Genomic DNA, 12,405 nt, shown 5'->3' with positions numbered 1-12,405 from the left:
TCGTCCAGAAGCTAGATTGCAGACATTCTAACTTGCCTTTAGGCAACCTTCCGTCGTCAAATCCTGTTTGCATACTGAAATCAATCTGATTGGATGAAATCGAGCATGACACCGGCGTCACTCCATGTGGCCGCAATAACAAGATGAAAAGAAGAACTTTTCTCACCGCGATGGCCGGAGTCATTCCGGCTGGCGTCATACTTTCGGCACAGGACTTTAACAGCACAGCTACCTTGGATTATACCTTCAACCCCAAACTCCCCTACGATAAAATTCCCGCTGACTGGAAGGGAACTCCACAGTTGACCGATGGCAGATTCCAAAACCTGCATCATCCTTTTGAGTCCAGCGTTGCGGCAGTGCTCAAGTGGAAACTTGGTACAAACCCTCAGGAAGCTGAAAAGAAAGCAGATAAAAGACGGCTTCAGGTGGAGAATTTGGGAGAATTCAAACCCAACGGAAAAGATGAACTGATCTGGCTGGGGCACTCGAGCTACCTCATCTACCTGGATGGAGTGACGATCCTGACCGATCCGGTGTGGCTGGATAACTGGGCACTGAAGCGAAAGACGGTTCTCCCGATCGTTCCGGAGCGGCTGCGTGACGTGGACTACATTTTGATCTCGCACGACCATCGAGACCATTGCGATGAGGCGACGTTGAAGCTGCTCGGCGGGCTTTTGCCGCAGGCAAAGATCCTCACGGGAATGAACATGAGCTCACTGATCCAACCCTGGATGCCAAAGAATGCGATTCAGGAAGCGGGCTGGTTTCAGTCTTACGACCTGAAAGAATCACTCAGAATCACCTACGTACCCACTCGTCATTGGTCTCGAAGGGGTTTGAAAGATACCAACCTACGACTTTGGGGCGGCTACTACATCGAAACAGGAACAAAATCCCTTTACTTCATGGGAGACTCAGGCTACGATCCACACTTCAGGATGATCGCCGACACGATGGGTTCGCCCGAGTATGCAATCATGGGCGTGGGAGCATTCAAGCCCGAGTGGTTTATGCATCCGGCACACATCAGTCCGATGGACGCCGCTGTTGCTTTCGGGGATTTGGGCGCCAAGCACTTCATCCCCATGCACTTTGGGACATTTGATCTCTCCAACGAGCCGCTATTGGAGCCATTGGATTGGTTAAAAGCAAATCCGGAAGCCATCAACGGAAGTCTCGTCGAACCGGTGATCGGCAGGAACTTGTTTGCCTAGAGAAAACGGAGAAATGCCTCGGGGTTGTTAAGGAAATTTTTCATAATCATGAAATGCTCCGTCTCCTCAACGCCGACTTCATGAACTTGCTCATCAAACTGCAGGATTTGGGCATCTGGCAGACTCAGCAAAATCGGAGAATGCGTGGCAATAATAAACTGGCAGTTTTGATGAGTTGCCAGATTTTTGATCAGGGAAAAAAGCGCGAGCTGACGCTGCGGTGACAGTGCCGCTTCCGGTTCATCGATGAGGTAAATACCTTCGGGCTGAATACGGCTTTCAAGGACCTTGAGAAATCCCTCTCCATGAGAAACCTGCGTCAAATCGCCATATTTTCGTTGCAAAGCCTCCTTTTGACCGTGAATCGCCCCGACGGCCACTTTGAGGCCGTAGCCACTGAGATTTTTCTCAAAATCCACAATGTCTCCCTTTAGCTCCTGATCGATTGTCCTCAGTCGTTTGACGAATCCGAAGTAATCTTCTGCCCTGAAAAAGAATCCCCGGTAAGTCCTGGATCGATTCCACTGGGTGATAATTCCTTCACTGAATGCCCTAAAACCTGATAGGGTCTCGTCTTGCTCCAAGTCCGTACTTCCGATAGCCGGAAGGTTGATTTTCAAGGCCAGTGCTTTGAGCAAAGTGGATTTCCCCGAGCCATTTTCTCCCACAAATACCGTGATCGGTTTGGACAGATCAAGAGATTCCAAGCCTTTGAAGGAAGGGATGCTAAAGGGAAACTCCCTCGGATTGCCGGAGGGCAAAGTGATATGCTGAAGGAAGATCATACCTCAAACTTAAGAATCAAAGCGGTCAGTTTACCAATACGACCAGTCCGAGACTTCTGTTTTGAACCGGCGGTAGTGCAGTCTTCTGACGGCTATTTTCAAAGTAGAAAGACGGAATAGCCAAAGTACAACATCACCTACTCCGCCTAAACGTCGACTCTACCACCTTTTCAACTGCTGATAGACCAAGTGCTGGGGAAAGCCCATGACGGTGAAATATGAGCCCTCGATGCTGGTCACGCCGACAAACCCAATCCATTCCTGAATGCCATAAGCACCGGCTTTGTCAAACGGCCGGTATTGCCGAACATAATGCCAGATCTCTTCTTCATCCAAAAAACGAAGCGTTACCTTGGTCTCATCCTCCAGCGTCACACTTCTTTTGTGGTCTTTGATCGTGACTGCAGTCATCACGGTATGCGTCGTCCCAGATAGACTTCTAATCATCTCAAAGGCCTCTTTTTCAGAATTCGGCTTGCCCAGAATCCGCCCGTTTATCGAAACCACGGTATCGGCAGTGATCAGGATTTCATTTTCAGCCAGCGTATCAGGGTAGTTTTCTGCTTTGAGTTTGGACAGGTAGGCAGCGGCGTACTCCGCAGGCAGGTCGGTCGGCACAGTCTCGTCGACCGGATTGACTTTGACCACAAAGTCAAGTTCTAATCCCCGGAGCAGCTCTTGCCGTCTCGGGGAATTTGAAGCCAGGATGATGCGTTTCTCTTTAAGCTTGCTCAAAAAAGGCTCCATATTCGTAATCAAATTCATCTTGTTTTATACTTCCAAAAAGCAACCCACCGAGCGCTTTCGGATAAAAGTAAGTAGATTTTTGAGGCATTAAAGCTCCCGATTTGCAAACTTCCAAAACTTGTTTCAAATCGATTTCCCGGGTCACGACAGCGAAACTCGCTTTGCCGCTTTTCACCTCGCGAAGACATCGGGAAAAGTTGCGTTCAAACGCCAATTGATCTGAATTCCGCTGCTTTTCAGAATCTATTTTCAGTATTTTTTCAAACAAAATGTGGTGTAAAACGACCAAATCCAGGCTTCTCAGCACCTCCGGCAACTCCGGCCGCACTTCCGTAAATCGGTCCTGCTTGAACTTGATGACATAAGAATCCTCGGACAGAATCAATCCAAAAGACCACTTCCGCTGAAATGCATAGGTGGCCAGCTCCTCCGCATCCTCAAAAGGGCGAACGTCAAACCACTCCCGAATGCCCTCCATCAGCGTAGCCTCAGAGATGTCCATGCCATAGAACAGCCGATGGGTCGGTAGGATCTTCAGGTCATTGCCGTGGACATTGGTGAAGTACATCATGTGATAGTCCGCGCCTCTCCATCTTGCCTCCGGAAAAGAGCTTTGCTGTTGTTTTCGGTACTCGATCGCGCCCTCAAGCCGATGATGCCCATCCGCCAAAATCACATTTGTCTTATCCAAAACAGCCAAAAATCTCGCGATCACCTTCGCATCATGGATCACAGCAAGAACTTCCCTCACACCCTGATAATCCTCCAGTTCGTAAAGAGGAGAAGCCATCGCAGCGTCCATGTGGCGCTCCAGTTCATTGGATTCATCGTCATACAAGCCATGGGTCGGGCTGGCCTGTATCTCAGTGGCGCGGAGCAGATCTATACGGTCGTTGACAGCAGACACGATGGTACTTTCGTGTCTCAGGATCTCCCGGTCCTCCCAATCAAAGGCTTTAATATAGGCGATGAAGCCTTTTCGGCAGCGCTCTTCCCCATCGCCGGCAAGCCGAAAATATTGGTAATAGACATAAATTCCCGGGAGTTTGTCTTGAACCAGAACGCCCTCTGACTTCCATTTTTCAAGGATTCTGCTTGCATTTTCCGCGGGATTTTGACCTTGGGGAACTGACAGATGAATGCTGTTTAGGGGATTTTCATACAGCACTTGACGCTGTCGCTCGGACACCACATCAAATAGCGGCGCCGTATATTCTTCCAGATTTTCACTCAGACGCCTGTTGTATCTCCAGGCCTTGAAGGGTAAGATCTCCGCCATCAGATCAAGCGGTTTTTCCAGTTTGTACTCGGCTTCGCATGGAGCGGATGGGTTGGACTCAGGAGGTTTTCTTCTTTTTGGAAAAATTCGACAGCCAGTGCCGCTAGCAATTCCTGCTCTTCCTGCGTAAAGACCGGTTCCAGTTTTTCAGGAGAAAAATGGAGCTCGACAAATTTGGTATTGAAGTCGCCAGACACAAAAGCCGGATGCTGTAGCGCAAATCGGCAAAAGTCCAAAGTCGTCTGAATACCGGTAATCCGATAGTCATTGATCGCCCGGATCATCCGATCAATGGCGTCCTGACGGTTTTCGCCGTGGGTGATCAGCTTGGCGATCATCGGATCGTAATAGATCGGGATGTCCATTCCTTCCTCGAACCCATCGTCCACGCGGACCCCCGGCCCCTGCGGTCGTCGATAGGTTACCAGCTTCCCGATATCCGGGAGAAAGCCATTCTTGGGATCTTCGGCGTAGACCCGGATCTCTACCGAATGGCCGTTTATCTTCAAATCTTCCTGTGCAAAAGAGAGTCGATTTCCTTCGGCGACGAGAATTTGCTCCCGCACGAGATCTTTGCCGGTGATCATCTCTGTGACGGGATGCTCAACCTGAAGGCGGGTATTCATCTCCAGAAAGTAGAAGTTGAGCTGCTCGTCGACAATGAATTCGACCGTGCCGGCACCATAGTAATTGCAGGCTTTGGCCACTCCGACAGCCGCTTCGCCCATTGCTTTTCGCATCTCGGGAGAAACCACCGCCGAGGGCGCTTCTTCGATTACCTTTTGATGGCGGCGCTGGATGGAACACTCCCGCTCGAATAAGTAAACCGTGTTTCCATGCTGGTCGCCCAGCACTTGTATCTCTATATGCCGGGGCGAGCCGATGTACTTCTCGATAAAAACCGCCCCGTCTCCAAACGCCGACTGAGCTTCCGACACGGCCCGGTTCATTTGCTCCTCAAAATCTGCTTCTGAGTCCACGATCCGCATCCCCTTGCCTCCCCCGCCAGCTGAGGCCTTGATCAGGATCGGATATCCGATCTCTTCAGCTCTGGCTTTGGCAACGGTAATATCGGAGATGGCCTCCTCTGTACCGGGTACCAAAGGGATGTCGTAGGCCGCTACTGCTTGTTTTGCGGCCAGTTTCGATCCCATCACCTCGATGGATTGCGGCGATGGTCCGACGAAGATCAAACCGGCCTCTCCTACCTTTCTGGCAAAGTCCGCATTCTCAGAAAGAAAACCATAGCCCGGATGAATCGCATCCGCGCCTAGTTCTTTGCAAACATTAACGATCTTTTCGCCCAACAAATAGGACTCTTTGGACGGCGGAGGCCCCAGACAGACCGCTTCATCAGCAAACTTGACATGGGGGGAAAGGCGATCCGCTTCCGAATAAACAGCCACGGTCGCGATGCCCATCTCGCGGGCTGTCCGCATGATTCTCAGCGCTATCTCTCCGCGGTTGGCGACCAAAAGTTTCTTTATTTTCGACATAATTCTCCTCAGTTTCCTCGTCCAGCCCTAGGACTTCAGCGAAATAAGGGAATAAATCCGGCTTTTTGCGCCGGGATTTTTCATAAAAACTGATTTTTGCATCCAAGGCAGATTAATCTTATTTTTGGCGGATTTTACAGAAAAATCAACAACTCGCATACACACTAAATTCAAACTGCTTTGGATCTATTTGCAAAATTAAAAACGAATATGGGCCCTCTGGGCAAGCACTCAGAGTTTGCTGACGGCTATTGGTCATTCCCGAAATTGGAAGGTGAGATTGCTCCCCGAATGAAATTCAAGGGAAAGAACGTTCTGACCTGGAGTTTGAACAACTACCTCGGACTTGCAAACCATCCGGAAGTAAGAAAGGCTGATGCTGATGCTGCTGCAAAGTGGGGCGCCGCCTATCCAATGGGAGCCCGCATGATGTCCGGACAGACGGACCTTCACGAGCAATTGGAAGCTGAGCTCGCTGCATTCGTTGGCAAAGAAAAATCCTACCTTTTGAACTACGGATACCAAGGAATCATGTCGGTGATCGACGCGATCCTAGACCGTAAAGACGTAGTCGTGTATGACTCCGAATGCCACGCCTGTATCATCGATGCATTGAGAATGCACCTTGGCAAGCGCTACGTCTTCCCACACAACGACATCGAAAGCTGCGAAAAACAACTTGAGCGCGCAACCAAACTTGCTGCCGAAACCGGTGGAGGAATCCTTGTAATCACTGAAGGGGTATTCGGCATGACCGGCGACCAAGGCAGATTGAAAGAGATCGTGGCCCTAAAAGAGAAATTTGACTTCAGAATCCTGGTAGACGACGCGCACGGATTCGGTACCATGGGGAAAACGGGTGCAGGTACTGACGAAGAGCAAGGCGTACAGGATCAGATCGACCTTTACTTCTCTACGTTTGCCAAGTCGATGGCTTCCATCGGGGCGTTCATCGCCGGTGATGCAGACGTCATACTGTTTTTGAGATACAACATGAGATCTCAGATTTTTGCAAAATCACTCCCGATGCTGCTGGTAGAAGGCGCTTTGAAGCGGCTTGAACTGCTGAGAACTCGGCCTGAGTTGAAAGAAAATCTCTGGAAAATTGTCAACGCACTCCGCAAAGGGCTTCATGAAAACGGCTTCAGCACCGGAAAAGCAAATTCACCCGTCACTCCCGTAGTGCTCAACGGAACGGTCGGCGAAGCAGCGGCACTGTCGATGGACTTGCGTGAAAATTATGGCATCTTCTGTTCAGTAGTTATTTACCCGGTAATACCTAAAGGAATGATAATCTTGAGATTAATTCCTACGGCGGTCCATACTTTGGAAGAAGTGGAAGAAACTGTAAAAGCTTTCGCAGCGGTAAAAGACAAACTGGATTCTGGCGTCTATAAAAATTCCGAACTTGCCCTTTCTTTCGGCGAATAAAAAAAAAGTAAAAAAAAAGGCCTCTGGATTGAATTGGTAAGTATTTGGGCTATATTGGATCAAAATAAACTTATCATCAACCTATAAAATAAACTTTTACTATGAGCAGATTTAGTGAAGTAAAAAATCTTGTAATGAGCCTTGAAGGTGATTTCGAAAAATTCTATGACAAGGGAAATCAGGCAGCTGGTACCCGAGTTCGTAAGGGAATGCAGGAGTTGAAAAACTTGGCTCAGGACATTCGTACTGAAGTTCAGGACAAGAAAAACGCCGAGTAATCAATCTTAGAAATAAAAAAGGTGGCCTAGGCCACCTTTTTTATTTTATGAATCAACCAAAGTGGAGCCTAAAACTCCACTTTATTATTTTCCAGGTAAGTATCCGCCATGCGCTTACTCGGATCTATCTCCACAGATTTGATGGATTTCAGATCATGGGCGAGCACGAGCGTTTTGGTCAAGTTGGTCCAAGGCCAAGCCTCGGTATGAATCCGTGCTGGCATTCCTTTTTCAGCCGGCTTCTCACCTCTCATCATTGCCAGAGGCAAGTAGATCATCTCTGAACTCCCATCCGTGTAGGTCACTACCAGATCGACTGGCATCGGCATCAACCCGATCCGCTCAAGCGTGATGATGGTGTTTGATCCGCTCGCAGCTACTTCTTTGATCCCATAATTGATCGTCTTGGTGGTATAGACAAAGTACTCCTTGTACCAGTCAAGCTCCAAACCACTCTCTTTCTCCATGATCCGGATCAAGTCGTTATCATTGGGATGACGGAATTTCCACGTATCAAAATACCGCAACATCGCCCGGTCCCTCGCCTCATCGCCTATCACATATCCCAACTGAGCTAGGAATACTGCTCCTTTGGAATAGGACGCTGCACTATAGGAAGAGTTGAGATGATAGTGGTCTGCGTGTGTCGACAGCGGCTCTTCAAATCCTGATTTAGCCAGTCTGTAGTAGCCAGCGTATGAGCCGCGGTCAGGATTAGCGCTTGGCTGAAAAATCGCCGACATCGCCCGACTACTCGCAAAGCTGGTGAATCCCTCATCCATCCAGGGATAGAGTGCTTCGTTAGTGGCCAAGACTCCCCGAAACCAGCTATGTGCCAACTCGTGTACCATCACTCCTACCAGACTGTTCAGAGGACGCTCGCCTGTAATCAGGGTTGACATGTCGTATTCCATGCCACCGTCTCCGCCTTGGATCACAGAGAATTGCTGATAGGGATACTGTCCAAAGTTTTTCGAGAAAAACTCAATCGCCTTTGGGGTATAATCCTTCAGCTTCTCCCATTGCTCGGAAGTCTTTTCCCCCGGAATATAGAGGTGGTGTACCGTGACACCGTTTTTCATCTCCATTCGGTCATGTTTGAACTTCGGATCAGCCGCCCACATAAAATCATGGACCTTGGGAGCTACAAAGTGCCAAGTCAGCGTCTCTCCTTTTGCGGGCGCCGTCTTATCTCCCTGGTCTTCATAGCCATGGCCGACTTCATTTGCATTCTTCACATAGCCCGTACCACCCAACACGTAGGTTTTGTCAATGGTGATCTTGACGTCAAAATCACCCCAAATCCCATAAAACTCGCGTCCGATATACGGGTTTGCATGCCAGCCCTGTTCGTCGTAGTTGGCCATCTTAGGGTACCATTGCGCCATGGAATAGCGCACACCCTCTGCATTGTCCCTACCTGATCGCCGGATCTGAATAGGCACCTGCCCTTCAAACTCCATCTCAAACGTCACCGAAGAATTGGGTAAGATGGGCTCAGCCAGCTGCACCTCCAGGATCGTCTCCACTTCTTTGAACGAGACGGCTTTCCCATCCATCTTCAGACTTTTTGCATGCAAATAGCCTATTTCATCCGGCTTCAAATGGGAGATCCGTTCACCTACCCGTTTGTCTGGGTCCGAAATCGTCCTAGACCTGACATCCATCATGCTTCCGGGCTGGAAGGCATTGAAGTAAAGGTGATAAAACACACGGGAAAGAGTGTCCGGTGAATTATTGGTGTACTTCAGTTTCTGGGTTCCCGTAAACTGATTGGTCTTAACATCCATCTGAACGTCCATTTTGTAGTCAACAGCTTGCTGGAAGCGGCCCGTTTGGGCGGTGGCAACCATTGCTGACACAAAAAGAAAAAGCCCTAAAAAAGGCTTCATCATATTGAATAGCATAGTGAGTTATTTTTCTTGTAAAGAAAATGAAAGCAAAGGCTACGCCCAAACCAGCTATATAAAAATCAAGTTAGCGCCCAGCACACCTTCAGGGAGTAAGCAAAAGAGGCTATCCCAATCTGAAATAGCCTCTTTGAATAGTTTAAACCCTTAATCTACTCTACAATTCGAATATGAAATCATGTTCGATGGCACTAGCAAGCTACCGTCTGGGAACTCTGACAACTTGCAATAAGCTTGGCTTCACTCACCACATCAAGCAACCAACCAAAGGTAAAACTGTCTTTGGTCGCCCGGGAAGAGATCGCTTCTCTGGTCATGCTCCACAGCCGGTTGGCAACCTCAATGGAGGCATCCAGATAGTCGCTCCATACCGGTATCACGGCGGCAGAAATCTTCGCACTGAATTGATCCGAAATATTCTCAAACAGCCCAACTTCCCGATTCCTCAGCAATTGGATCTGAAACAAAAAAGCTTCCCGATGCTCAATCAATAGATCGATGTATTCAGGATCAAAATATTGAATCTCACGGATTTGTCTTGTAATAGAATTCAAACGACCCAGATGCTCGCTCATCAGACAATCAACGAAACGTTCGCGATCCTTGAAGAAATAATAGAATCCGGATTTGTTTTTGCCCAGACTCCTCGCTACGCGCTCCACCTGAATCGACGACGGTCCCTCCAGAGAAAAGATGGCATAGCCTTCTTCCACCCAAGTCTGCATACTCCCTTTCCTACCCTGTATTCGTGCGTTCCCAAAAACTTCCAATCTCATCTATGTAAAAGGTTAGTATCAAACAGTGAGTGACGAATCTACTAAAATAACTGTAATTAGTACGTTTATAAATTTAGCAAAACCCAGTCCAAAGTCAAGATGCAACGGATTTTATTTTTAGGAATTTTTAAGATTCCGGCTTGCTTTAAGCTCCTGAGTTGCCCGTGGAAAAAATATCCAAAATGAGAAAAGAGTCATCACAGCCCTAAAGTCGGCCCTCACTGCGAAAAAAAGCCATAGCCAGTGAACATGTCTCCTTACTTAGTTACTCTTAGCAGCAGCCTAACCAGGTTCAGGCTAAAAACCGAAATTATATCCCTCCTTGGAGAGCCTGTGGTAGGTTTCCTGGTTGAATTTGTACAGAAACGAGCCCTTTTTCGAGGTCGATTTGTCTTTTTTGGGCAGCGGAATGAGCAGCTCAGATTTTAACATCCTCTTTCTGAAATTCCTATCATCGATCGGATGATCAAAAATTGCCTGGTAAACCGTCAGCAGTTGCCCCAAGGTGAATTCCTCGGGCAAAAGCTCAAAGCCAATGGGCTTAAACCGAGCCTTTTCTCTCAGATTTGAAATTGCCAACTCGGCCATCTCGCTGTGATCCAATACCAACTCGGAGATTCGGTCTATCGAGATCCACATGGTCTCGTGGGATCTGACGTTGAATTCCATGTGGTTTTGATCGACCCTGATCAGACTCCAATAGCCAATAGCGACGACCCTGCCCCCGGGATCCCGATCCACTCTGCCAAAGCAGTGGAGCTGCTCCATGTAAATATTCTCGAGGCCGGTCAACTCAAAAAGAATCCGTCCGGCGGCCTCGTTGATCCCTTCATCAACCTTCACAAATCTTCCCAACAACGACAAACATCCTGCAAAGGGATCTATCTCCCGCTTGAATACAAGCAACTTGAGCTCTGTCCCCTGAACGCCAAAAATAATGCAGTCAACGGCGGTCAGCAATGGCTTAACATCCTCGTATTGAGGAGAAAGATACTTCATCATGAAGGTTAATTTTGGCTTTTGGGTTCAGGATTAAACAATAGACAATTCAGACTAAATATAATGTTTGATTTTTCGAAGACAATATCTTCATAATAATCCACCGAAAAAGTACCGCTCAAAGTATTGAAATACGCCTCCCTATCCACCGGAATTCCGCCTTTGAAACAAGCCGATCATTGGAAGATTCTGCCCGGCCGACATCTCTTCCAAAATCCTCCGTCTTAAGGAGCACAAATCCCTCCGTCGGGAAAAAGGAGACGAAGTTTGAATGATTTGCTCCGGCAACTTCTCCTGTTATTTGCTGTAAGAAAGCCTGTTGCACTATCATCGGCAAAAATTCTCTATCGACAGGAAATGCTTCAAATACTCGATTTTGTGTTTTAGAGTGACTAAAATGATTATTGTGTTGTTTTTAGTCTTTTTTCAGAATTATATTTTGACAATTACACTTTTTGTTTTATATTTCTAACCGCCAAATTGAATTTCTACAATTTTTATTACCCGCGTTTCTACGTCATAGAAGTTCGAATTGACTAAAATTCATTTCAACCAATTTTGAGCGTAATGAAACTTGGAATCCTAGGAGGAACTACTCTGGCCAAAACATTGGGAAAAAAGTACCTCGAAGCCGGACTCACGGTCGTGTTCGGAGTGAGCAGCGAGTTCGACACGGGTGCCAGCGACTGGAAGATGCTAAATCGGCTGCACAACCGGATTTGTCCGTTTGATTCCGCAATCATCCAATCTGAGGTGATCTTGATCTGCTGTCACAACGATTACCTGTCGGAAGTCTGTGCTGCGTTGAAATCTGCCGATCTCTACGGCAAGATCATCATCGACTGTACCAACGCCACCTATAATCAAAAACTAACCAATACCAATACCCAGCAGATTGTCAAAGCCGCTCCAAAAGCTCCCATTTTTAAAGCTTTTAACAACCTGGGAATAGATTATCCCAATTCGGATGTTTTGGGAATTATCAAAGAAACCTACTTCTGTGGCGATCGAATCCCTGAAAAAATCCGCGTAAAAAGGCTCATCGAACTCATCGGATTCAGAGCCATAGACGCAGGTAAAATGAATAACGCCCCCCTTTTGGAGGCATTCTATCATTTGAGCAAAGAGATCGCCTGGAATAAAACAGAGCCTTCAAACTACCATTTTAAGCTAGTAACAGTCTAAACTTTTTAAGCTTTTTCTTAAAATAGAAACTGGTGGTTTCCGATTCCAAATAAGAAGTGCTTGCAGCAAGGTCAAAATATCTTTTGGCGAGGTCGTACCCCGTTCATTTTCAGCATCCTTGAAAGATGCCCGTGCAAGGTTCACTTCCGGCTTGCAGACGATATGGTCTACAAAAATATCGGCAAATAAGCCTGGGCATGCTTTTTTTGCCATTTCCCTTTTACTCCAAATAATCGTTCTTAAACAAAAAGCTTCTTCCTCCGATGACTTCGTTTCGGACCGCATCATGAAATATTATT

General features: G+C 47.6%; 12 protein-coding genes. 4 read left to right on the top strand and 8 right to left on the bottom strand.

The window, feature by feature from the left end; all coding sequences use genetic code 11:
* Positions 1-143: 143 nt before the first annotated feature.
* The gene (locus G459_RS0118940) at positions 144-1,220 is read left to right on the top strand and encodes an MBL fold metallo-hydrolase (RefSeq protein WP_051315317.1); all 1,077 of its coding nucleotides are present in this window, start codon (positions 144-146) and stop codon (positions 1,218-1,220) included.
* On the opposite strand, the gene G459_RS0118935 is transcribed toward G459_RS0118940, so the two are convergent.
* The 4 genes from G459_RS0118935 to G459_RS0118920 form a co-directional block, all read right to left on the bottom strand.
* Positions 1,217-2,005, bottom strand: a complete 789-nt coding sequence (locus tag G459_RS0118935) for an AAA family ATPase (protein ID WP_026969049.1) — start codon at positions 2,003-2,005, stop codon at positions 1,217-1,219. The genes G459_RS0118940 and G459_RS0118935 overlap by 4 nt on opposite strands.
* Before the next feature lie 159 nt (positions 2,006-2,164).
* Positions 2,165-2,770, bottom strand: a complete 606-nt coding sequence (locus G459_RS0118930; RefSeq protein ID WP_245588204.1) for a Maf family nucleotide pyrophosphatase — start codon at positions 2,768-2,770, stop codon at positions 2,165-2,167.
* Positions 2,727-4,031, bottom strand: a complete 1,305-nt coding sequence (locus G459_RS0118925) for a DUF1015 domain-containing protein (protein ID WP_026969047.1) — start codon at positions 4,029-4,031, stop codon at positions 2,727-2,729. The genes G459_RS0118930 and G459_RS0118925 overlap by 44 nt, the downstream gene beginning before the upstream one ends.
* A complete protein-coding gene (locus G459_RS0118920; protein WP_026969046.1) occupies positions 4,031-5,527 on the bottom strand; it encodes an acetyl-CoA carboxylase biotin carboxylase subunit in 1,497 nt (498 codons plus the stop codon). The genes G459_RS0118925 and G459_RS0118920 overlap by 1 nt, the downstream gene beginning before the upstream one ends.
* A 180-nt stretch (positions 5,528-5,707) precedes the next feature.
* Here G459_RS0118920 and G459_RS0118910 point away from each other — a divergent pair, with 180 nt between their 5' ends.
* Together G459_RS0118910 and G459_RS27935 are read left to right on the top strand one after the other, a co-directional pair.
* A complete protein-coding gene (locus tag G459_RS0118910) occupies positions 5,708-6,958 on the top strand; it encodes an aminotransferase class I/II-fold pyridoxal phosphate-dependent enzyme (RefSeq protein WP_026969045.1) in 1,251 nt (416 codons plus the stop codon).
* A gap of 101 nt (positions 6,959-7,059) precedes the next feature.
* Complete coding sequence (locus G459_RS27935) at positions 7,060-7,236, top strand: histone H1 (RefSeq protein ID WP_035456422.1); 177 nt, start codon at positions 7,060-7,062, stop codon at positions 7,234-7,236.
* A 68-nt stretch (positions 7,237-7,304) separates the two neighbouring features.
* Here G459_RS27935 and G459_RS0118900 read toward each other — a convergent pair whose 3' ends face one another.
* From G459_RS0118900 to G459_RS0118890, 3 genes are all read right to left on the bottom strand, one after another.
* Positions 7,305-9,143 (bottom strand): M1 family metallopeptidase, encoded by a 1,839-nt coding sequence (locus G459_RS0118900; protein ID WP_026969044.1) that lies wholly within the window; start codon positions 9,141-9,143, stop codon positions 7,305-7,307.
* Between the two features lie 194 nt (positions 9,144-9,337).
* Positions 9,338-9,922, bottom strand: coding sequence for a TetR/AcrR family transcriptional regulator (locus tag G459_RS0118895; RefSeq protein ID WP_157373381.1), 585 nt, complete (start codon positions 9,920-9,922; stop codon positions 9,338-9,340).
* A 297-nt stretch (positions 9,923-10,219) separates the two neighbouring features.
* Entirely contained in the window at positions 10,220-10,924 is a 705-nt protein-coding gene (locus G459_RS0118890) for an NUDIX hydrolase (RefSeq protein WP_026969042.1), read from the bottom strand.
* Positions 10,925-11,488: 564 nt separating this feature from the next.
* Here G459_RS0118890 and G459_RS0118880 point away from each other — a divergent pair.
* Complete coding sequence (locus G459_RS0118880) at positions 11,489-12,106, top strand: NADPH-dependent F420 reductase (RefSeq protein WP_026969040.1); 618 nt, start codon at positions 11,489-11,491, stop codon at positions 12,104-12,106.
* Here the strand turns inward: G459_RS0118880 and G459_RS0118875 are convergent.
* A complete protein-coding gene (locus G459_RS0118875) occupies positions 12,092-12,319 on the bottom strand; it encodes a hypothetical protein (RefSeq protein WP_026969039.1) in 228 nt (75 codons plus the stop codon). The two genes, G459_RS0118880 and G459_RS0118875, sit on opposite strands and share 15 nt — an antisense overlap.
* Between the last annotated feature and the right edge of the window lie 86 nt (positions 12,320-12,405).

The organism is Algoriphagus terrigena DSM 22685 (assembly GCF_000429445.1).
GTDB lineage: Bacteria > Bacteroidota > Bacteroidia > Cytophagales > Cyclobacteriaceae > Algoriphagus > Algoriphagus terrigena.
Note: the sequence above shows the minus strand (reverse complement) of the source record. Positions and strands in the feature narration are given on the sequence as shown.